The 22,677-nt window shown below is 38.3% G+C and carries 20 protein-coding genes and 1 pseudogene; 14 read left to right on the top strand and 7 right to left on the bottom strand.

Annotation, left to right across the window (positions count from 1 at the left end):
• Nucleotides 1–19: 19 nt before the first annotated feature.
• The 8 genes from cadR (at nucleotide 20) to QQK02_RS12770 (ending at nucleotide 3,808) form a co-directional block, all read left to right on the top strand.
• Nucleotides 20–409 (top strand): Cd(II)/Pb(II)-responsive transcriptional regulator, encoded by a 390-nt coding sequence (gene cadR, locus QQK02_RS12805; RefSeq protein WP_284208451.1) that lies wholly within the window; start codon nucleotides 20–22, stop codon nucleotides 407–409.
• A 129-nt stretch (nucleotides 410–538) separates the two neighbouring features.
• Nucleotides 539–1,108, top strand: coding sequence for a recombinase family protein (locus QQK02_RS12800; RefSeq protein ID WP_284208450.1), 570 nt, complete (start codon nucleotides 539–541; stop codon nucleotides 1,106–1,108).
• 18 nt (nucleotides 1,109–1,126) lie between these two features.
• Nucleotides 1,127–1,363 (top strand): P-loop NTPase fold protein, encoded by a 237-nt coding sequence (locus QQK02_RS12795; RefSeq protein WP_284208449.1) that lies wholly within the window; start codon nucleotides 1,127–1,129, stop codon nucleotides 1,361–1,363.
• A complete protein-coding gene (gene qatD / locus QQK02_RS12790) occupies nucleotides 1,330–1,962 on the top strand; it encodes a Qat anti-phage system TatD family nuclease QatD (protein WP_284208448.1) in 633 nt (210 codons plus the stop codon). Before QQK02_RS12795 ends, qatD begins: the two co-directional genes overlap by 34 nt.
• 51 nt (nucleotides 1,963–2,013) lie before the next feature.
• A complete protein-coding gene (locus QQK02_RS12785; RefSeq protein WP_284208447.1) occupies nucleotides 2,014–2,553 on the top strand; it encodes a manganese efflux pump MntP in 540 nt (179 codons plus the stop codon).
• A gap of 225 nt (nucleotides 2,554–2,778) precedes the next feature.
• Nucleotides 2,779–3,156 (top strand): MerR family transcriptional regulator, encoded by a 378-nt coding sequence (locus QQK02_RS12780; protein ID WP_284208446.1) that lies wholly within the window; start codon nucleotides 2,779–2,781, stop codon nucleotides 3,154–3,156.
• 56 nt (nucleotides 3,157–3,212) lie between these two features.
• Nucleotides 3,213–3,602: an organomercurial transporter MerC gene (merC, locus tag QQK02_RS12775; RefSeq protein WP_284208445.1), complete on the top strand. Its 390-nt coding sequence runs from the start codon at nucleotides 3,213–3,215 to the stop codon at nucleotides 3,600–3,602.
• Complete coding sequence (locus QQK02_RS12770) at nucleotides 3,590–3,808, top strand: GDCCVxC domain-containing (seleno)protein (protein ID WP_284208443.1); 219 nt, start codon at nucleotides 3,590–3,592, stop codon at nucleotides 3,806–3,808. Before merC ends, QQK02_RS12770 begins: the two co-directional genes overlap by 13 nt.
• Nucleotides 3,809–3,973: 165 nt before the next feature.
• On the opposite strand, the gene QQK02_RS12765 is transcribed toward QQK02_RS12770, so the two are convergent.
• From QQK02_RS12765 to QQK02_RS12750, 4 genes are read right to left on the bottom strand one after another with little or no spacing between them, the layout of a single operon-like run.
• The gene (locus QQK02_RS12765; protein WP_284208442.1) at nucleotides 3,974–4,504 is read right to left on the bottom strand and encodes a hypothetical protein; all 531 of its coding nucleotides are present in this window, start codon (nucleotides 4,502–4,504) and stop codon (nucleotides 3,974–3,976) included.
• Nucleotides 4,497–7,214, bottom strand: coding sequence for a ubiquitin family protein (locus QQK02_RS12760; protein ID WP_284208441.1), 2,718 nt, complete (start codon nucleotides 7,212–7,214; stop codon nucleotides 4,497–4,499). Before QQK02_RS12760 ends, QQK02_RS12765 begins: the two co-directional genes overlap by 8 nt.
• Nucleotides 7,214–9,316: a hypothetical protein gene (locus tag QQK02_RS12755; protein WP_284208440.1), complete on the bottom strand. Its 2,103-nt coding sequence runs from the start codon at nucleotides 9,314–9,316 to the stop codon at nucleotides 7,214–7,216. The genes QQK02_RS12760 and QQK02_RS12755 overlap by 1 nt, the downstream gene beginning before the upstream one ends.
• Nucleotides 9,317–9,318: 2 nt before the next feature.
• Nucleotides 9,319–10,518, bottom strand: coding sequence for a tyrosine-type recombinase/integrase (locus QQK02_RS12750; protein ID WP_284208439.1), 1,200 nt, complete (start codon nucleotides 10,516–10,518; stop codon nucleotides 9,319–9,321).
• 73 nt (nucleotides 10,519–10,591) lie between these two features.
• Here QQK02_RS12750 and QQK02_RS12745 point away from each other — a divergent pair.
• Together QQK02_RS12745 and QQK02_RS12740 are read left to right on the top strand one after the other, a co-directional pair.
• A pseudogene (locus QQK02_RS12745) lies at nucleotides 10,592–11,119 on the top strand (amidohydrolase family protein); the annotation flags it as partial.
• 47 nt (nucleotides 11,120–11,166) lie between these two features.
• Nucleotides 11,167–12,696, top strand: a complete 1,530-nt coding sequence (locus QQK02_RS12740; RefSeq protein ID WP_284208438.1) for a type 2 periplasmic-binding domain-containing protein — start codon at nucleotides 11,167–11,169, stop codon at nucleotides 12,694–12,696.
• 242 nt (nucleotides 12,697–12,938) lie between these two features.
• Here the strand turns inward: QQK02_RS12740 and QQK02_RS12735 are convergent, their stop codons facing one another.
• The gene (locus QQK02_RS12735) at nucleotides 12,939–13,691 is read right to left on the bottom strand and encodes a substrate-binding periplasmic protein (protein ID WP_284208437.1); all 753 of its coding nucleotides are present in this window, start codon (nucleotides 13,689–13,691) and stop codon (nucleotides 12,939–12,941) included.
• A 295-nt stretch (nucleotides 13,692–13,986) separates the two neighbouring features.
• The gene (locus QQK02_RS12730) at nucleotides 13,987–16,014 is read right to left on the bottom strand and encodes an oxidoreductase (RefSeq protein WP_284208436.1); all 2,028 of its coding nucleotides are present in this window, start codon (nucleotides 16,012–16,014) and stop codon (nucleotides 13,987–13,989) included.
• A gap of 146 nt (nucleotides 16,015–16,160) precedes the next feature.
• On the opposite strand from QQK02_RS12730, the gene QQK02_RS12725 reads away from it, so the two are divergent.
• Complete coding sequence (locus QQK02_RS12725) at nucleotides 16,161–16,640, top strand: GreA/GreB family elongation factor (RefSeq protein ID WP_284208435.1); 480 nt, start codon at nucleotides 16,161–16,163, stop codon at nucleotides 16,638–16,640.
• On the opposite strand, the gene QQK02_RS12720 is transcribed toward QQK02_RS12725, so the two are convergent.
• Nucleotides 16,637–18,001 carry an MFS transporter gene (locus tag QQK02_RS12720; protein WP_284208434.1) on the bottom strand — a complete coding sequence of 455 codons (1,365 nt, stop codon included), beginning with the start codon at nucleotides 17,999–18,001 and terminating at the stop codon, nucleotides 16,637–16,639. The genes QQK02_RS12725 and QQK02_RS12720 overlap by 4 nt on opposite strands.
• 192 nt (nucleotides 18,002–18,193) lie before the next feature.
• Between QQK02_RS12720 and uvrA the strand changes: the two genes are divergently transcribed.
• The 3 genes from uvrA to QQK02_RS12705 all read left to right on the top strand — a co-directional run bounded on the left by uvrA (nucleotide 18,194) and on the right by QQK02_RS12705 (nucleotide 22,650).
• Entirely contained in the window at nucleotides 18,194–21,019 is a 2,826-nt protein-coding gene (uvrA, locus tag QQK02_RS12715; protein WP_284208433.1) for an excinuclease ABC subunit UvrA, read from the top strand.
• A 123-nt stretch (nucleotides 21,020–21,142) separates the two neighbouring features.
• On the top strand, nucleotides 21,143–21,772 hold the full coding sequence (locus QQK02_RS12710; protein ID WP_284208431.1) for a fused MFS/spermidine synthase: 630 nt from the start codon (nucleotides 21,143–21,145) through the stop codon (nucleotides 21,770–21,772).
• On the top strand, nucleotides 21,769–22,650 hold the full coding sequence (locus tag QQK02_RS12705; protein ID WP_284208430.1) for a spermidine synthase: 882 nt from the start codon (nucleotides 21,769–21,771) through the stop codon (nucleotides 22,648–22,650). The genes QQK02_RS12710 and QQK02_RS12705 overlap by 4 nt, the downstream gene beginning before the upstream one ends.
• The last annotated feature ends 27 nt before the right edge of the window (nucleotides 22,651–22,677 follow it).

Genomic DNA, 22,677 nt, shown 5'->3' with positions numbered 1-22,677 from the left:
GTTTTAGGACTAAAGTTTTATGAAAATAGGTGAACTTTCAAAAACGACAGGGTGTTCGATACAAACAATTCGGTATTACGAGAAAGAAGGGTTGCTTTCAACTCCTGAACGTACTGAAGGGAATTACAGGTTATACGGTGAACGGGCTTTAAAAGAATTAGAGTTTATAAAGCATTGCCGAAGTTTGGATATCCCTCTAATAGATGTTAAGCGTCTTATTGAACTTAAAAATAAGCCAGAAGAAAGCTGTGCAAGTGTTAATGCTCTTATCGAGCAACAATTGAGCTTAGTTAATAAGCGCATGAGAGAACTCAAGGCGTTAAAGGCAGAGCTTCAACAAATGGTAAGTTCATGTACAACTGAAAACACCGTTGAAGCGTGCGGAATAATTAAGTCACTTGATAGTTAGAATTGTCATTTATTTCACTTTTTATGTGAACGAATTTTGGCATAAAATTTCGTTCATGTACGAATGTAATTTAATGGACTTTCGTTCACCTGCTTGGTAAGGTGTACGAAAGTTACAGGTTTCGTACATATGAAAGTTGGTTTTGCAAGAGTCTCAACTAAAGAACAAGATTTGAATGTTCAACTGTCCAAGTTGGACGCTCATGGCTGTGAAAAAATATTCCAAGGTAAACAATCTGGTGCTTCCGTTAGAAATGAAGAGAAGCTAAAGGAACTCATCGATTTTATCAGAGAAGGTGATGAAGTAATTGTTACTCGCCTTGATCGGCTAGGCCGATCATTAAAGTCTATTCTTGAGGCCATTGAAAGTATCCACAAAAAGGGTGCTTGTTTAAATATTATTGACGGCTCTCTTAATACTAAAAATGATAACCCGTTTGCCACAGCCATGATAAACCTATGTGGAGTATTCGCTCAACTTGAGCGGGATCTTATAAAAGCCAGAACAGCAGAAGGCCGCGAAGAAGCTAAAGCTAAAGGCAAACACATGGGCAGATTGCCAGCTTTAACAGACAAACAAGCGAAAGAATTATATAAAGATAAATTAAATGGTGAATCGATCTCTGCATTAGCGAAGAAATATTCTGTTAGCCGCCCTACGGTTCACCGAACTCTTGAAAGAATGGAACAAAAGAAATAATAAATTAAAGGAGGTGTTATGTGGTCTGATAAAGAATCAAAAATTGATTTCTTAAATTTTAATGAAACGGCTGAGTCGATTAAAGATCTTATAACTGAAAAGGAATTAATGCCTATTAGTATAGGTGTCTTTGGTGATTGGGGGGCTGGAAAATCAACGATTCTTGAACTTACCAAAGCCTCTTTGGATACTGATGAACAAGAATATATCCAAGTACATTTGTGCCTTCGGCTTTTGAAGGTACAGTCCAGTTAACAAGTGGCATAAAACACTGTAAAACGGCTTTGGGACTGCACCCTCAACTTGCTCATCTAAGAAAAAATGAATTAGCACTATTCGATAGGCTAGTTGATAGAACTCGATATATCGGAGAAATCGGCCTAGACAGTTCAAAAGGTTATAGAGAACATTTTGATGATCAGCTAGAGGTTTTCACCCATATTTTAAAAAACTGTGAGATGTTTGATGATAAAATCCTAACTATTCATAGTCTAAACGCTACAGGAGAAGTACTTGAACAGCTTAGGTTACACCCTAAAGCAGGAGTCCCTATTCTTCACTGGTTCTTAGGAACAAAGAAGCAAGTACAGGAAGCCGTTGATCTAGGTTGCTTCTTTTCTATTGGGCCAGCTATGCTGAACTCAGCCAGAGCAAAAAAAGTAATTTCGTGGATACCTCAAGATAGGGTTCTACTCGAAACCGATGGACCATTCGCTAAAGTAGCGGGAAATATTCTGTTTCCTTCAAGTGTTGGCACTGTTACTGAATATCTAGCTGAAATTTGGTACAAAAATAAAGCTTCGGTAATAGAGCAATTGTCAGTAAACCTTAAGTGTTTAACCTCAGTTAGGTAAAGATCTATATGTCAGGTAATCTCAGATCTATTTTATTCAGGTTTAATCGGTGTGTTTGAAGTTTTTGTATTAGCTATAGCACTCAGTATGGAAGCGTTTGCAGTATCCATAGGCTTAGGTTCTAAAAAAGTAGAGAATGCTGAAAAGCTCTTTATTAAAGCCGCTACTTATTTTGGTTTTTTTCAAGGGTTCATGCCAACTCTAGGTTATTACAGCGGTAAAGGGTTATCATCTTGGATTGAAGATTATGCATCTTGGATAGCTTTTATCTTACTCGTTATTATCGGTAGTAAGATGATTTATGAGTCCCTATCCGAAGGAATTGAAGAAGATATTGCAAAAGTTACTCATCGCGTGCTACTTGTTCTTGCTATCGCTACAAGTATTGATGCTATGGCCGCAGGTTATGCAATCACTTTGCTTGAGGTAGATATTATCTTAGCCTGCTTGATAATAGGCATCACGACGTTTGCGTTTAGCTGGATTGGCGTGAATATCGGCAAAAAAAGTGGCGTATGGTTAGAATCTAAAGCCGAAATCTTTGGCGGTTTAGTATTAATCGCAATCGCATTTAAAATATTGTTAATGTAGTCTCTCTTTAACAGCAGAGGTTTATTGAGAGTTCAATTTCTCAATTGATGATCAAGAACTATTTAGTTGAATAACATTAATTACTTGTAGTAGCTCATATCTGATCATACAGTTTTGCTGATTAGGTTTAGACTTCATCTGACAGGCAGCTATAAGCGATTAACGGAAGTTCAGCTTTTGTCTAATAATGATAAAATGATGCTAGTTGTTTAAGAGAGTCTGTTTATGAAAACCATTGGAAAGCTGGCTAAAGAACTAAGCATTAACGTAGAAACAGTCCGATTCTATGAACGTAAAGGACTTATTGTACAGCCACTAAAGCCTGATAGCGGTTATCGCATCTATGACAACACACATGTCAATCAACTTAAATTCATATTAAAAGCTAAAGCTTTGGGTTTTACACTTGATGAAGTCGCTTCGCTTATGTCGCTAAGTGGAAGCTGTGCTGATGTCGAGTCTATGGGATTACAGAAACTCAGATTAATTAGGGAGAAAATTTCTGATTTGCAGCGGCTAGAGCAGGTGATTCAAGATATGACAAATTCTTGTAAAGCCAATCAAGACCCCAACTCATGCCCAATAATAAATTCGCTCAGTTAGCTGTTGACTCTGTACCTATATACGGAGTTTAAACTACCTCAAAAATAGAGGTAATTATGATTAATAAAATTCTTGATAAAATCGGCTCTGGTGGCGTTTGGCTAGCCGCACTTAGCTGCACAGCATGTTTTCCAGCACTCGGTTCACTAGCATCAGCTCTAGGGCTTGGTTTCCTGTCTCATTTTGAAGGAATAGCGGTTAATACTTTATTACCATTGTTTGCTGCACTCGCTTTATTGGTCAACTCGTACAACTGGTATCAACATAAGCATGTGGTAAGAGGCATATTAAGTGTAGTTGGCCCAATTGCAGTATTGCTGGCACTTTATCCGTTGTGGCAATACGACTGGAGCACTTACTTATTTTACTTTGGGATCACATGGATGGTAATTATGTCAGTGTTGGATATCGTTAAGCCAGTTAAGGAACCCGTATGCAAGGTATAGAATTAGAATCTAAGATTACTTGTCCCAAATGCGGATTTAGTAAGGTCGAGACCATGCCAACAAACGCCTGCCAGTGGTATTACGAATGTGAGGGATGCAAAGCGCTACTCAAGCCGTTAAAAGGCGATTGTTGCGTTTATTGCTCTTACGGGACTGTTAAATGCCCACCTATTCAAGAAGGAAGCAGTTGCTGCAATAAATCTTAAGGTCTGCTTTTGGGCACTTATGCGACTGTCAGGTTTGATTAAGTTCTATTAGTCAAACCTGACAGATCAAGTTAAGACTTATTCATATCAGCTAGTTAAAGTCTGCGTAATCAGAAAGATCATTGATACCCCGGAATGCCTGCATCGACACCGAAAATTTAACCATTAAAATTTAACCACATTAGAAGGCCGTATTTGTAACTTTCTTCTAATTGGCTCATCAAGCTGATTGAAAATAGTCTCTACTTGTTCAATTACATTTTTCTTTTGTAGCTCTTTTAGTTGATCTTCAGTGGATGTGGCAAGCTCTACTAGCTCTTCTTTGGTAGCAGCGTGTTTACCACGGCTCTGTTTTTTTCTTTGTTTTTCAACGCGAGCATTTTTGGCCTCTAGAAGTTCTTTGTTAACCCCTTTTAAAAAGTCATTAAAGTCTTTTGCAAAACTTACTTTTTTTTCGTCAGTGAGGCTATTGGCTGCACAATCCAACGCTATCGCAATACTTCGAGCTGAAATGTGGTAAGTTTTTTTAGCCTTAAAGTCAGATAAGTTTTTGTGCCTTTCTATATAAGCCATCAACTCATCTTGCTTTTTGATAATCTCTAAGTAAGCAGGTTTAGATAAGTTATTCTCTGATACCCACTCTGGTAGCTCATCTTTTTTTGCTTCTTCTGCTTTGGCTTCAAAATGATTAAGCATTTTTATTCTCTTTCTTAGCTAATTTTTCATAAGCAATCATTGCAGTTTGGTATTGTTTAAGCACTTCATTATTTGGCGAGAGGTTTGAAATATGCTTGTGTGCTTTTTTGATTAAATCATAAGAACTCCACAGAATATTTAGAGGAAACAACTCCAGATCATTACGGCTTAATAAAGCGATATGTTGCATTGTTTCAAAGACAATGTAATCAACATTAGAAGACTTAGTTAAGTTGTGATGACAGCCAAGACAAAGGATTGGAGTAGCGTTTTGACGTTGCGGAACTCCATCTTCAGCACATTTTGCTAATTCTTTATTAGTGCGCCTTAATAAGCAAAATCCCCACGGATTCGCTTTTATATCTGTAATTTCAATTTTTGCTAAGTTTTCTATGACTGCATGTAGACTTTCTACTTTTTGTAACTTACTGACTTTAAATAACCGTCTTAAGAATACGTGGAATCGGCCTGCATGCTCTTTTCCTTCGTTTTGCAGCCAGTTGTTTAACAAACTAGTCTTTACCGCTACTTGAACGTGATTGTTTAAGTCTCGGTTATCTTTATCTCTGATATAAGCGAGCCACATTCCCATTGTGATGTGTTTGAATTGACTGCGTATCATCCAGCCAACGTCGCCATCAAAACGCCTGTAGACTGCCTCAGCCCACATATGCCGGAAGGCATGCGGAGTTGGATATAAGCATCCTTCGATAATTTCAGCGGAGATTATTTTCGAGACACTGTTGGTTTTGAGATAACTATGCTCAGAGGAACGAATATAATCTTTGGTGTCATCAGATAAATGCTCGTCTAGCATAGTTATCCATTCGCTAGGTAACTCAGTCTCCCCTTGTAATAAATAGCTTTTATATTTAATGAGCCAGTTTTTTTTAGATTTATTTTCTGGGCCAGTAAGGTAAAAATCTACTCTTGTTCTCTCTCTTTGGGCGCGTTCATACGCGTCTCTCAGCTCATTATCGGCTATATATTTTTGCCATTCATTGGCTTTGATAATTTTCTGTAGCCCTTGTATTTTTTGTGCTTCCTCAAAAGATAGTACGTTGTCGGGTTTACTAGCAGCCAAGATTGCATCAATTTGATTTTGCGTGCCAATGGCTTTGAAAGGTTCATAGTTATCTATAAAGCGTGTCCAGTTTGATTTAACAGATGCTTCAATCCTTTTACCTGAGTTTTTGATATCTTTGGCGTTTGCTTTAGCAAAGTACATTGCTGGACATGTTTCATGACTTTCATGTAGCAGTGAAAGCTGATTGATTAATCTATACGATGTATGGGTTATCTCACGCTGTGTAATCGTGTCTCCATGCGTTTTAAAAACATGCCAATCTACGATGAACCGTATAGGATAAGCATGTTTATCCAAAGGATCCGTATTTTCAATCGAACTAACCGAAGTTAAGGGGAAACCATACTCTGATTTTCTCCAGCCATTGAGTGAAACAAAATAGGTTAAGCCAGCATCCCGAATGGTTTTTACAAAACTGTTGATGATTGATCTACTCGTCTTCGGTATGCCTAATTGCTCGTAGAAGTCAGAGTCTGGCATTGTGACCTCTACAGGCGCACTTTGTTTTATTTCATTAATAGCTATCGTTAACTGTTCGAGCGAAATGTGCTGTAAGTCACCGTTAAACGATTTCCTTACCAACTCAATGTTTTGTGACAGCGAAACATGTTCAACTAGAAATGTTATTTTATCGCGAATATGAAGATCATTTGGAAGGTTAAAACGTTCAATGACCCTGTCTATGCTTTCATCTGATAAAAGATAGTCATGTTGGAGTAACGGCAGCATATACCGCTGATATTTTGATTTTAGTATCTCTGCCAGTTCATAGGCCACATCCCTTTTTAATGAAAACTCCTTTATTAAGTTATCGATTGTTTCTCCAGACAGAATCCTTAGCACAGCCCTGTCAGTCTTGCCCTTAGCACCTAATCGTTGAAGGTCATCCTTTGACTCGTTCATTATGCGCATTAATACATGCGCATGGTTTATATATTGACTAAAGTACTCCTGACAATAGTCAACATAATATCTGCCATAATCCAATGTCAGAAAGTTAAACGTTCCCCCATCTTTCCATTGATTGTAAGTAACTTCTCCGCCACTTAATACATCAATTGCATTCTTAAGAGTTTGATCAATGTGGATTTCTTTAACATCTTGAATAAAGTTGTCGATGCCGATTTCTTTAAGCAATAAGTTTATATCGGTTAACTTCGTAGCTCTGATAAAAAGAGCGTAACTTTTGATAGAAGGTCTCTTGAAAACAAATTTGTTAAAGTCATGTAGAAGGAACCATTCAATGAAAGAATAAAGGTTTTCTCTGTCTATTCTGTGCCAATTATTTTGTGCTAGGAAGTAAAATAGTAGAACTAGTCCATTAAATCGGCCTATAAAATAGTGAGCACCTTGAGAGCTAATATCCATTTGGTTCAACCAAATATACTTGGCCATATCAGTCGGAGAAATAGGAAAACTGTCAAACCAATCAGGATATAAACCTTTCAAGTTTTCTATCGAAGAAAAATCCGTAGTAACGTCAAAGTATTTATTTTTAAACGTCCAAGATAAAGAGTTAATGTTGTTAGTTGAGCTTTGAGACAGACCATTTAAGATCTCTATAAGCTCATTGTTATTTAACAGTTCCTGAGATTGCTGAGAAATGGAAATAACACTGCTCATTAGCCAATCCCTCCATACAGTTCATTTGTAAATAAATCTGGCAAATGTTTTTTGATATTTTCGTATGTGCTCTTGCCTTGAATGAATGCATCAGATTTAGGACTGAACAGCTCAGACAGTACGTATTTATGCCACTCAACGTTGACCAGAACAGTGAAGTAAAAAAAGTTAGGATTCATCTTTTTTAGTTGCTCCGAATATTTATCAGCTTGAGCTATGTAGTGAAGCATTTGCACTACCGTTTCCTTACTTTCAATTATTCTAATGTCATCAAAATCAAATTCTGATGAAACGTAGGTATTATCTTCATGAGCGATTGCTTTGACTGATAGGTCATCGTTTTCAGTAATTTTAACCAAATGAGAGCGTATATTTTTATCGTGGATCTTTGATTGGAGTTTGTCCAAGTTTGGTTGATATACGGAGCTTTCGATATCTTGTAATACAGCTCGTGAAACACGTCCAGCTTGATTCACAAATTCTGGGTTATCGGAGCCTAAATAGTTGGTCTTTTCGGTCAAAGATGTATGAGAATTAAAATTTTTAATATCACCGTCTCGGTATTTATCAGAGTTAGCATGGACAGCAGAGTTTTTTATATGCGCCAACCAAAATAGATATACTGGTTGAGTAAATACACTTGAGTTGATGTAATCTTCATACAATCCCATATTATTTCTCTTCCATGCGGAGAATGGGAAAGCTTTAGGTGAAGAAATCGCAGATATACAATCAAGAAAAAGAGTACTTTTCCCCTCAGTATTTAATACAGGCATTACTTGAGATTTGAAGTGATTGCTACGCCAAAGCCTTACTAAAAAACTTGAAATCGAATTATCATTTTTAACTGAATGTATCGAATAGGTCGAAAACTTAACTCGATCTAGCTTTTGGCTAAATAGGTGTTCCTGATTTTCAGGTATACTATCCAAATATTGGTATATAGCTCGTCCTGCGGAATGCCGCATAGAGAGAACAGGCGTGTCGTGATTGCCGCCTGATCTGCCTTTGAAGTAAGTTATCGATATATTACGAGGTTCATTTCTAGTGTTTCGTGCAACAGCGAAGTGTTTTTTTCGTAACTTAAAAATGTCTTCTGGTTGCACACAATAAGAAGCACATAAAAATGCCATTAAAAGTTGCTCTAATTCAGAAATGACTTCTCCAAAATTGTTATTTATAAAAACCTGAGTTTTGATAATAGACTTTACTGGAGCTGGTTTACCCTTACTTAAGTTATTAAGTATCTGAGCCTCGAATTTAGTTCTGGTGCCATCAATAAGTAGAATGTTGGAAAAAATATCAGCAGGTCTTTTTAAGTCATCCAAAACGACCCTTTTGCTAATAAGATCTGCAAGTTCATTTCGTTGAGTGTAAATATCATCAGAGTTGTTCAACACTAAATTGTTGAAATCAGAACTTTGTTTTATCAACTCTCCAAATTTTTTCAGGTAGAACAAAGATTCTGAAACTACTATTCTGAACGACTCTATTAAGCGTTTAGGGCTAGCCAATTTTAGAAACTGTTTGTTGCCTATTTCACTCTCAATCCATGAATGTTCTAAAAAATATCCTGTTAGCGTCGCTTGTTTAGTCGAAACGTTTGAGTTTGGAATCAACTTACTTTTATTTATTACCGTACTAATAAACTTTAAGTCAGAACCTGCCAAGGAAGATTTTACCAATGCATGTTTTATGCAAAACAAAATTTCAGTGGCTCCTGTAGATTCCGGCTTTATTTTTTTATGATTTACTTGTTCAGTCTCAAAATCTTTTACCACTGTGTTTGAAACATTATCTTTAGTGTTCAGCCAAGTGACAAAATAATGGATTGCGTTTAGGTAACCTTGTCGAGATTGTTCCTTAATTTTGTTGAATTTGGGGGTTGTTAAGTACAAACGCAAAAGTTTAAATATTAATGTCGCCTTTTCATGCTGGTTCGTAAGTTCAGTTATTCTCGTAGATGCTAAGTAAGCACCTGTGTTGATCCTATTAGTATCAACAGGCAGAGGAACTGGATCTTGAGAACGATTTTTTGAAAATGTATTTGCTAAATTCGTATTGTCCCATGCGAATTCAGATGTTCTATTATTGTCATCCATAACTAAGCTGCCATCCCTTCAATATCCTTCATTTCTTCTAACAAACGAATATATATTGTTGTAGTTGAAGGAGCTTTTCCTTCCTTTCTATCTAGCTTGTGCCCAAGGCGTATCGCGACGTTAATAAGAGCTGCACTTTCACTGCGAGTTTCTCTACCACTCTTATCCAATAAATTCTGGTAGAATAGTTCTGTGGCAAAAGTATGCCGCAAAGCATGGTAAGTTAACTCTTGATCAAGTCCGGGGATATTTACTTTTCTCTTACTAAAGACATTCGAGGCATGCCATGTAGCTATAGGTAGCCCCTCACAACCATTGTCGCTTCTTACAAATAAGTAATCATGTTGATAGTCGTTAACATCAATCATGTCTTGGCGTTCAGTTTCGACATAATCCTTTAGAGCAAGAAGTAGCTCCTTATTAAAGTAAATGTCTCTAGGCCGTCCATTCTTTGTATATTTACCTTGTAAGTGGTATCTGAATTTGCTCTTATTTTTATCTTCTTCGAGTTGGTCAAATAGAGACTGTAATCCATTATTTGTATCGGTTTCTTTTTCCTTCTTTAGAAGTAGACCACAGTTTTCTGCTGCTCTAAGCCCAACTTCATGACCCATTCTCAATATAAGTTTTTCCGCTTTTGATTTACATGCCATTTGCAGTAAATGACGATGATCACGTGATACGTACTTGATGACATTTTTTGTCTCATCCAATTCTGCTACTCGCTGTCTGGACTTAGCGTAAATGGCTAAATCTAGAGAGTGGCAAATACCGATATGAGATAAGAAATTAAAGTAGCCATCCAACGCTGCTTTGTGCTCATCAATTGATTTAATTCCACTTTCGACCAAAAAGTCATTTAAGTAGTCATTCACGAAATAACTATCGCATTTATAAACTTGATGAGTTGATATGTTTTCAACGCTTTTAGCTAGCTCATTTAAATAGTTGTGAAATTTAGAAATATAAGAAAAGTAAGTAGGTATACTTGATTCACTTAGTATCCCTTCTGCCAATTCTTTATACTCTTTCCCATCATCATCTTTACGTTGAATGTATCTGAATGAGGTTCCTATTCTATCAAGATGAACAGCGTATAATAATGGTAGCAATAAAACATTGTTGTCATCATCAGTAATAACAATTAGTTTGTGAAATGGTTGCCCATTTATCTTCACATTTTCTAATATGTCTTTACGCATAATAATATTACTACCTAACAAAGTTGATATTTAAGTGTTACTGTTAAAAGAATATACCATAAATCCCATACTATCATATTGGATATTTAGCTTAAGGTTCTATTTAACTACCGATGATGAAATTGCTTGGAAGAAAAACTTCCAACAATGGATGGTATTTCTTAATGATTATAAAAATCATGGTGGCCGAGTAACTACGGGGTCTGATTCAGGATACATTTTTAAGATTTATGGTTTTGGCTATATTCGTGAGCTGGAATTACTCAGAGAAGCAGGCTTCAACGCATTAGAAGTAGTGCGAGCGGCAACTTACAATGGCGCTGAAGCATTAGGTTTAGAAAGTGAAATAGGCTCTATTCGAGTTGGAAAAAAAGCTGACTTGGTTATTGTTAAAAATAATCCATTACGTAATTTAAAAGAGCTATACGGTACCGGTCATTTCAAACTTGATGATAATAACAAACCAGTGCGAGAAGGCGGTGTTCACTATACCATTAAGGACGGCATTATCTATCATGCACCCACGCTCTTGGAAGATGTCAGAGATATGGTAAAACAAGCTAAGATCGACGCTAAACTATCAAGTGAAAAGAGCCACTAATCCTAAGCATTAAACAAAATCTCTTCAGTAACTAAAAGGGTAAGAAATTGATGAAGCACGTCGTGAAAATACTGCTGTTGTTATGTACCTTAGTGCATACAAGTATTTGTTTTGCTGAAAAACCTGTATTACGTGTTGTTGCTGAAGAGTGGCAAGGCTCAACAAATGCTGACTTAACTGGAAAGTACTGGGATATTGTCAGGGCAGTTTACGCTGAACAATACGATCTAGAATTTGAAGTAGTCAGTAGGGATAGAGCGCTTAATTTGGTGTCAAAAAACCAAGCTGATATTGTCATAGGGGTTTATAAAGGACAATTCCCTAATGTCCTTACCCCTGCACTTCATTTAGATATGGACTCATCATTTTACCTATTATTTGACAGCAATAAGCACAAAATAAAATCCATTAGTGATATTGATAACCTAAACATAGCGGGGATTAGTAACTACGTGTTAAAAAGTAGATTGCCACCCAACGTAAAACTCTACCCTATGGATAACCTGGCAAACGTTGCTCGATTAATAGAAAAAGGACGATTAGATGGTGCGCTACTTTATGCCAGTGATTTAAATAGCGCTGACCCAAAAAAGCAACTCGAGCATGTTGAGATACTGCCAAAACAAAAAATGTATTTAGGCTTTCCTAACACTAAACAAGGTAAGCAACTAGCATCAATTTACGATGAAAAAATGCCGATTTTGTTAGCACAAGGCAAAGTAAAAGAGTTTTTTGACAACGACCTTTCTTTTCAATTTGCTGAGTATTTCTCAAAAGATCATAGTAATCCGATTAATTGGTACTTAATTGCCAAGCTTTATCAAGGTGACTCCTCACTAAAAACATTGAGGCTAGATCATTTATATGGCGATTATGTCGCCAATCATTTTAAAAATTACCAATTCAATTTAAAGCTTGGCAGTGTCAGTGTTGTCGACTCTGTTATTAATGCTGAAGACAAAAGCCAAAACAACTGCGTTATTAACGTGTTTAAAAACCCTAAACGCAGCCAATATGCATTGTTTTCCAAACCTATTAACACCTATATAAGGCCAAGATTAATCACTAAAGAGAATAGCAAGTCAACAGTGATAAAAGAGGCATCTAACCAAGGTGTGCTAAATCTTGATAGCTTGTTAACTGACAATCCTCAATTTAGGTTAGGTATTGTTAATAAAGGTTTCGCCTATAGAACCTTATCAAATAAACTACCAAAAGCGCTTTTTGAGAAGATTATGGTTTTTGAAGATGCCGCTTATGGCAAAGTAATTAAAATGTTAAATGCTGACAGATTAGATGCGATTATTTTATGGCCAACCGTGTTGCCTGAGATCATTCCTGAAGGTGTAAATGTTCAATCTTTAACAAGCTATACATTAGAAGAAGGCTTAGGCAAAGACATTAGCACCTATTTAATGTGTAATGACACGCCACTAAATCAAAAGTTTATTCGTGATATTAACTCAGCGTTAGATAAGCCTGATGAACAACGAAAACTCTACCAAGGTTTAGTCAATTCATTTGATGAAGAAACAGGGAAGCTTTTTAAAAAGTCACTTGCTTTAGATTTCGAGTAGAACAACACACAATAAACATAAAAAGGCTTACCTAATCTGAACAACCTAATGTGAATAAGTCTTAACTTTATCTGTAAAATTTGGTTAATAGAACACAATCAAATCTGACAGTCTTTTCCGTGCCAATTGAGCCGTTCAAGCTTGCTGCCACTGATTATATGCCAAAGCTTAAGCAGACATTCAACTCATATCGGGACATAATGAGTTACGGTCTCGTAAGAATTTCTAGCAATCTATTCATTTTAATGTTCTTTATACTTTCCTAACCAGAGCTCATTATAATCGTTAATGCTTTGTTCTATCTCTCCTTTTTGTTTTAGAAGTGAAAGCTGTTTGTCAAACTCTTTTATAATTGCGTTACACTCTTTTGCATAATGAAGTGCAAATCCATTGTGAACTTTTAGCCCATTGATCTTAAATGCCATTTTAAAATGTTCACTCAACTCATTGGACTTAAGGTAGTCGTAGCCTGTATAAAACCCAGTAATAAAATAGTCAGTTCTACCAAGCTTTAGCATTTCAAAGTTCTGTGCTAACCCATGAATAAATTGCATATTAGGTTGTTTTAATACAAATGAATCTATCTTGTCACCATGCTTATCACCTGCATTTATGCTGCCAAATAAACCGACTAAATCTTCCAGTGAAGCTGGAACTTTAGTTTCGCCTTTTCTTACAAAAATAGCGACTGGGTTTATTGAAAATTCGTTATGAGTAAATAGGAAGTACTCTTGTCTATCTGAAGTTTTTTTTAAAGCAGGTATAAAGTCTATTTTTCCTTGTTTGGCCGACATTAGAACTCTTTTCCATGGGCCTTCATAACTTACGCTTACTTCTACGCCTAGCCTTTCAAATATTTTTTGACTGATATCAATAGATGCACCAACTATTGTATCTTTTTCTTTCCAATGAAAAGGAGGATAGTTCGGATGTGCTGATATATTAACGCTATAACAATTAACTGGATCGGCGATAGCAACCTGAAAAGTTCCCATAGCTAACACTATGTATATAAGGAGAGGCTTTATCATTACTTAAACTTCCACTTTATCTTACTAGGGGCTGTTAATAATAAATTACTTCTTTCTACTATAAATCAACTTGGTGCACAAATAAGTTGACTGAACCTCTACTATATAGGAATAAACTAGTAACACCAAATGAACGCAACCGTCTCAAATTCGCTCATAGCTTCCCGTTAGATGAAATCTAAACCAATTAACTTGAACTGTAAGTCAGATATGATCTACGACACCTAACGGTAAGCCTTTTTTGATATAAACAATCAAATTAAATACTGGCAGCTAATTCAGCTCCTTGTCTGATTGCACGTTTCGCATCTAACTCTGAAGCTACGTCAGCACCGCCAATTAAGTGCACATTTTGACCCGCCTGCGTTAGTTCAGTTGCCAAATCACGATTTGGTTCCTGACCAGCACAAATGATCACATTGTCTACTTCTAGTAGTTGCTCCTCACCGTTGACTTCAATCAAAAGACCGCGATCATTTACTTCTTTGTAAGTAACGCCTGGAATCATATTGACGCCTTTCTTTTGTAAGAATGCGCGATGTATCCAACCTGTCGTTTTGCCTAAGTGCTTACCTACCTTAGACGTTTTACGTTGAAGTAAGAAAATTTCTCGCTCTGCCTTCTCCGACTCAGACTGCGTTAATGCACCATCATGCTCATAGGTTTTATCAACGCCCCACTCTTTCATCCAAGCCTCAGTATTCGTCGTTAACGACTCTTCCTCGGCCAAGTAGCTCGCCGTATCAAAACCAATACCACCTGCGCCGATTATCGCGATTTTTTGCCCTACTGGCTCTTTCTCTTTCAACACCTGTAAGTAGCTTTTCACTTTTTCGTGTTCGATGCCTTCAATTGCTAATTGACGCGGTTTAATGCCTGTCGCAATAACAACGTCATCAAAGCCCTCCTCAGCTAACTCTTGAGAAGTTTTAAAGCTATTCAATTGAATATTGACATCACATAGCTCAAGTTGCTTTTTAAAGTATCGTAATGTCTCATAAAACTCTTCTTTACCTGGGATCTGTTTGGCAACATTGAACTGCCCACCGATTTCTGAACCTGCATCGAATAAGGTAACTTTGTGCCCACGTTGACTAGCGTAAACACTAAACGCTAATCCTGCTGGACCTGCACCTACGACTGCAATGTTCTTTACTTGTTTTGTATCTGAGAACGTAAGCTCTGTTTCATAACAAGCGCGCGGGTTAACCAAACAAGACGCACGTTTTTGCTCAAACACATGATCTAAACACGCTTGGTTACAGCCAATACATGTATTAATTTCATCACTTTTACCTGCCGCGGCTTTATTAACAAAATCGGCATCAGCTAAGAAGGGGCGTGCCATTGATACCATATCAGCATGACCATTAGCTAAAACTTCTTCGGCGACTTCAGGCGTGTTAATGCGGTTAGTTGTAACAAGAGGTAGGCTCACCTCTTTTTTCATACGCTCAGTTATCCAAGTAAATGCTGCGCGTGGCACCGACGTTGCGATAGTGGGTACACGAGCTTCATGCCAACCAATACCGGTATTGATAATTGTTGCACCTGCGGCTTCAATCGCTTTAGCCATTAAAACAACTTCTTCCCAACTATTGCCGCCTTCAACAAGATCGAGCATTGATAGACGGAAAATAATGATAAAGTTTTCACCACAGCGTTCACGGGTCTCACGAACAGTTTCAACTGCAAAACGCATACGGTTTTCAATACTACCACCCCATTCATCGGTACGGTGATTAGTGCGCTTACAGCTAAACTGGTTCAATAAATAACCTTCAGAACCCATAATTTCAACACCATCGTAACCAGCTTTTTGCGCTAATCGAGACGCTTTTGCATAGTCTTTAATTGTGCCCCAAATTTGACGGCTAGACATTGCTTTTGGTTTAAAAGGGTTAATGGGTGCTTTAATTGCACTCGCTGAAACGCTAAACGGGTGATATGCATAGCGCCCTGTATGAAGTAACTGTAAGCAAATTTTCGTATCATACTTGTGAACAGCAGCCGTTACTTCTTTATGTTTTTTAGGGTGCCATGGCATAGTCATATCGCCACCAAAGGGTGCAACACGACCGCGAATGTTTGGACTTACACCACCGGTAACAATCAGACCAACACCTCCTTTAGCGCGTTCTTCATAAAACGCGGCAAGCTTAGACCAACCATTTTTTTCTTCTTCTAGGCCGGTATGCATTGAGCCCATTAACACCCTATTCGCTAGGGTCGTAAAGCCTAAATCTAAAGGCGCTAATAGGTGAGGATACATCGTTGATGTTGTCATAATTTATTCCCAAGCAATTGATATCTATAGACACAATGTCGTCACGCGAGTTTACGTTTTTAGCACTCAATGTTGACACCTGTCAGATTGACATCTAATTTATCTTATTCATTGGCTTTGTCAAGCTTTTACATTATGGTTGACGAATGAATAAAGTACCTATTTTGATGAACATTAAAACTCAGTTAAGCGCTGAGTTAGACAATGCTACGCACGCTGCAGAGCAAGCAAGGTTGGCGGCAACAGATGATCAATCAGTGGCTGAAACACAATATGATACGCTGGCAATAGAAGCTAGTTTTTTAGCGCATGGCCAGTCTCAAAGAGCTGAACAGTTAATGCAAGCCATTGCGATCATTGAGAAACTCATGCTACAGAATGAATGCCATAGGTATATCAAGGCTGGTAGCTTGGTTGTTCTAAGTAATGAACAACATCAAACGCAGTACTTTTTTATTGCTCCTGTTGGTGGTGGCATGAGCTGTGTTGAGGGTGGAAAGACCATCAAGGTTATCACGCCAAGCTCTCCACTAGGTAAAGCAATGCTTGGCAAAGCAATAGACGACGACGTGCAATTAAAACTTGGTCACAAAGACATGGAATATGTCATTGATGAACTCTATTAAGAATGTAATAACGACTTAACTTGTTGAACCGATGTTTTTTTAACATCTAGCTTTACGTATGCTACACGCTCTTCATAAACTAACGTTGCTTCGACAACTCCAGGTAATTTAATTAACTTTTGCAATACGGCTTCACTTTCTACTTCATTCAGTTGAGGTGTTGAAAAGCTATAACTCTTTGAAGGCAGATAAGCTTGCATTGATAAAGAGAGCGCAAACCAAAAAATAGCAAACCAAGCCATGCACATGAATATTGCACTTTCATCTAGGTTTTGAGCGATATAACCACCAAGAGCACCACCAACAAATGCGCCCATGAATTGGCTTGAGGTAAAAATTCCCATTGCACTGCCTTTGACTCCAGCTGGCGCGATACGTGCTAATTGGGAAGGCATTGTTGCTTCAAGATAGTTAAAAGCAGTAAAGAAAGCGACCATTAATACCACTAGCCAGACGAGCGATTCACTATGGTAGGTCAAGGCAAGCAAAGTGAAGGCAAGTAACGCGACGGCCGCGCTAAACATACCTTTCTCATAACCTTTTTTAATGGCAAAAATCATAAATGGCACCATTAAAAAGAAAGAACCAAACAACGTAGGTAAATACAGCGACCAATGTTGCTCTAATGGTAAACCCGCTTTTACAAATAACGTTGGCAAGGTAACAAAGCTCGCCGTTAATATCATGTGTAGAATAAAAACACCGGCATTCAATCTAAAGAGTTGAGGGTGTTTTATCAGGCGTGTTACCTGTTGTGGAATAGCGACATTATCGCCTTTGGGCGCTTTATTTTGAGACACTGGCACAACAAATTGCACCATAAAAATAGCCATTAGCGTTAATATCGCCGTGAATAGAAAGACACCTGACAAACCATAACTTTGCGCAACAATCGGCCCTACAACCATAGAGACGGTAAATGACAACCCAATAAACATACCGATTGTTGCCATCACTTTAGGACGTTGCTCTTCTCTCGATAAATCAGCCGCTAAGGCGAGCACTGCACTTGCAATTGCGCCCATGCCTTGTAGTGCACGACCAAACACAACGCCATAAATCGACTCTGCGCTGGCTGCAACTAAACTACCAATAAGAAAAACAATTAGGCCAATAATGATTATCGGCTTACGGCCAAACTTATCCGACAGGATTCCCATTGGAATTTGTAACAGCGCTTGCGTAAGGCCATAGGCGCCAATAGCAACACCTAGCCATAAAGGTGAGTAACCTTCTAACTCAACACCATAAATTGCAAAAATTGGCAGGATCATAAACAAACCAAGCATGCGCAAGCCAAAAACGGTCGCTAGTGAAAATGCCGCTTTCTTTTCTATACTGTTTAATCCGTCTGCTTTCATTAGCTAGTTCAGCGCCTTGTTTCTTGTTAAGGAATATCGATTTCACCATACTTTATGGGAAAAACACGTTATTTTAGCATGACTTCCACACAATAATCACCATCGAAAGCCCTTAAATAATTAAGCTAATTAGGTCAACATTGATGCGTTTTTATGCGATACTAGTGGGTTCTTTAAGTAAGCGGATTGGTTATGAATACGATTGAAGTTAGGGGTGCTAGAACCCATAACCTAAAAAACATTGATTTAGTGTTACCTCGCGATAAATTGATTGTCATTACAGGTTTGTCGGGCTCAGGAAAATCGTCTTTAGCGTTTGATACGCTTTATGCAGAAGGACAGCGACGTTATGTTGAGTCTTTATCTGCTTATGCTCGCCAGTTTTTATCTTTAATGGAAAAGCCAGACGTTGACCATATTGAAGGTTTATCGCCAGCTATTTCTATCGAGCAAAAATCTACATCTCATAACCCACGCTCTACCGTTGGTACAATTACTGAAATATACGACTATTTGCGTTTATTATACGCTCGAGTAGGTGAACCTCGTTGTCCTGAGCATCATGAGCCGTTAGCTGCACAAACAGTCTCTCAAATGGTTGATAAAGTGCTGGCGCTCGAAGAAGGCACTAAAGTGATGATTTTAGCGCCGGTTTTGCAAAACCGTAAAGGTGAGCACATTAAGTTGCTAGAAAACCTAAGTGCCCAAGGTTTTATTCGTGCGCGTATCGACGGCGAGGTATGCGACTTATCAGATCCACCACCGCTAGAGCTTCACAAAAAACATACTATTGAAGTTGTCGTTGACCGTTTAAAAGTGCGTGACGATATTCAACTTCGCTTATCTGAATCATTCGAAACTGCGTTAGGGTTAACGAACGGTACAGCTAAAGTCGCCTATATGGATGAGCCAGATAAAGAAGCGCTTATCTTTTCTGCTAACTTTGCCTGTCCAAAGTGCGGCTACTCTATGCAAGAGTTAGAACCAAGGCTGTTCTCATTTAATAATCCGGCAGGTGCTTGTCAAACCTGTGATGGTCTTGGCAATCAGCAGTTTTTTGATCCAAGTCGCGTTATCACTAACCCTGAATTAAGTTTATCGGGCGGTGCGATTCGTGGTTGGGATAAACGTAATTTTTATTACTTCCAGATGCTCCAAGCATTAGGTCAACATTACGACTTCGAGCTCGATACACCGTTTGAAGCACTACCTGAAAAAACACAAAAGCTTGTTTTATACGGCAGCGGTAAACAAGAAATAGAATTTAAATACATGAACGATAGAGGCGACATCGTTGTGCGAAAGCACCCGTTTGAGGGGATTTTAAACAACATGCAGCGTCGTTATAAAGAAACTGAGTCGAATGCTGTTCGAGAAGAGCTTTCTAAATATTTAAATAGCCAGCCATGTAATGATTGTGGTGGTTCTCGTTTGCGTCTTGAAGCACGTAACGTGTTTATTGAGAATGTGCCACTTCCTACGGTTGCAGAATTATCTATCGCTGAAGCACTAGCATTTTTTGAAGGTTTGGAACTATCAGGCCAACGCGGCAAAATCGCAGAAAAAATTCTAAAAGAAATTAATGACCGCTTAGGCTTCTTAGTCAACGTCGGCCTAAACTACTTAAATTTATCGCGCAGTGCAGATACCCTTTCAGGTGGTGAAGCCCAGCGTATTCGACTTGCTAGCCAAATTGGTGCAGGTTTAGTCGGTGTTATGTATGTACTTGATGAGCCATCAATTGGCTTGCACCAACGTGACAACGAGCGCTTGCTCAACACCCTGATACATTTACGTGATTTAGGTAATACCGTTATTGTTGTTGAGCATGATGAAGATGCTATTCGTGAAGCTGACTACATTATTGATATTGGCCCTGGTGCAGGTGTTCATGGCGGTAATATTATTGCGCAAGGTAGCTTAGAAAACATCCTAGAAAGTGAAGACTCACTCACCGGAAAATACCTATCAGGAAAAGAGTGTATTGAAGTACCACTATCACGCACACAATTCAACGCCAAAAATGTTGTTGAGTTAAAAGGAGCAAGTGGTAACAACCTTAAAGATGTTGATTTGACCATTCCAGTTGGCTTGATGACCTGTATTACAGGGGTGTCTGGCTCGGGTAAATCAACACTCATAAATGACACATTATATAAGTTAGCTCACACTGAATTAAATGGCGCAACGACGCAAGAACCCTCGCCATATAAATCAATTACTGGCTTAGAGCATCTTGATAAAGTTATCGATATCGACCAAAGCCCAATAGGTAGAACGCCTCGCTCTAACCCTGCAACTTATACAGGTATATTTACCGCTGTTCGAGATATATTCGCAGCAACACAAGAAGCCCGCTCACGCGGTTACAAACCAGGCCGCTTTAGCTTTAACGTTAAAGGTGGTCGTTGTGAAGCATGTCAAGGTGATGGCGTAATCAAAGTAGAGATGCACTTTCTACCTGATGTTTATGTGCCTTGTGATGTTTGCAAAGGTAAACGTTATAACCGAGAAACGTTGGAAGTTCGTTATAAAGGAAAAAGTATCCATGAGGTACTCGATATGACGATTGAAGACGCGCTAGAGTTCTTCGCGCCTATTCCTGCAGTGAAACGCAAGTTACAAACATTAATGGATGTAGGCTTGAGTTACATTAAACTGGGTCAATCAGCTACGACACTTTCTGGCGGCGAAGCACAGCGCGTTAAATTGGCGAAAGAGCTTTCTAAACGCGATACAGGTAAAACGCTTTATATTTTGGATGAGCCAACAACAGGTTTGCACTTCCATGATATCAAGCAGTTGCTGCAGGTTATTCATCGCTTGCGTGATCACGGAAATACCATTGTTGTCATTGAACATAACCTAGATGTCGTAAAAACAGCCGATTGGATTGTCGATCTTGGCCCTGAAGGCGGCTCTGGTGGTGGCGAAATTTTAGTGACAGGTACGCCAGAAAATATTGTAAAAGATAAACGCTCGCACACCGCACACTTCTTAAAACCCATGTTAAACTAATTAGATTAACTGATACCGAATAGAAGCCTGCCATTTAGCAGGCTTTTTTGTTTTGAAATTCAACTGGTAGATCGCAACACATCTGGTTAATATGTTGTAAAACAATAATTAACCAAATCTCTTATGTGGCAAAACCTTTTTATTTACCTCCTAGCATTTTCAAGTGGCTTTGCCATCATGGGCATTGAGTTGCTCGGCGGTCGTATACTTGCGCCTTATTTTGGCTCTAGCATTCATATTTGGGGCAGTATTATTGCTGTCTTTCTTTTAAGCCTATCTTTAGGTTATTTAATTGGCGGTAAATTCTCTACCCATTTACCAACGCTTAAAAAATATGGCTTACTGTTCTTTTTTTCTGGTCTCACCGTCACGCCGATCGCCTTATTTGCGACACCGATTTTAGAGCTGATATTTGTCAACATTGAAGATACTCGGTATGGCTCACTTGTCGCTTCAGTTGCACTATTCTTTATCCCTACAGTGATTTTAGGCATGATTTCTCCTTATTCGATTAGACTGTTGATCACCGACAAAGAAAAAAGCGGGCAAGTTGCCGGCGTTCTTTATTTTGTTTCCACCATAGGTAGTGCGCTCGGAACGTTAATGACCTCTTTCTATCTTGTCCTGTGGTTTGAAGTAAATACCATTATCTTGTTTTATTGTTTCTTGCTGATGGCTTTAGGCATAACATCAATCATTTTGAATCACGTATTTACTGCCTCGTCAAAACACCAAGTTAGGGCTTCAGCATGATCAAAAATATCCTCGCATTTACAATCCTGCTTTTAATAGCCTCACCTACGCTATTTGCAGAGGTCATTCATCAAGAGCGATCGCTATACCGAAATATTTTTGTTGAAGATAGTGGAGATCTGCGCTGTTTAAAATTTAGTGTAAAACGTGAAACCAGTAATCAAAGCTGTATCTATAAATCTGATCCTAACAAGATGGTATTTACCTACACGAAGCTCGCATTTTCTGGTCTGTTACTTAAGCCAAACCCTAAACGTATTTTGATTGTAGGTTTAGGTGGCGGCACGCTATCTAATACTTTTCACCAACTATTTCCCGAAGCGATTATTGACAATGTTGAAATTGATCCTGCCGTTGTAAAAGTGGCAAAACAGTATTTTGATTTTAAAGAAAACCAACAGGTCACCAACTACGAAAAAGATGGGCGTATATTCATTAAGCGAGCGGTGCTCAAAAAGCAGCAATATGATTGGATTATTTTAGATGCTTACAATGGCGACTATATTCCCGAACATCTAATGACGAAAGAGTTTTTAGCGGAAACTAAAAAGCTACTTTCACCTACCGGCGTGATGACAGCAAATACCTTTTCATTAAGCCAGCTCTACAACGCTGAGTCAGCAACCTACCAAGCTGTTTTCGGTGAGTTCTATAATGTTCGCTTTAATGAGCATGGCAATCGTATTATTGCCTATACAAATGGCACTAAACCGACGCAAGCGGAATTAGAATCACGCGCAGATCAACTAGCTCCCGTATTGATAAAATACGGTGTTGATATCTATCGTGTACTTCGCAGCATGAAAATCGAACAAGACTGGCCAAAAAATACGCGCATTCTTACCGATCAATATTCGCCTGCTAATCTATTGAAATAGCCGTTAGGCTATTTATACTTATAAGAA

This window comes from Thalassotalea eurytherma (genome assembly GCF_030161415.1).
Lineage (GTDB): Bacteria > Pseudomonadota > Gammaproteobacteria > Enterobacterales > Alteromonadaceae > Thalassotalea_G > Thalassotalea_G eurytherma.
Note: the sequence above shows the minus strand (reverse complement) of the source record. Positions and strands in the feature narration are given on the sequence as shown.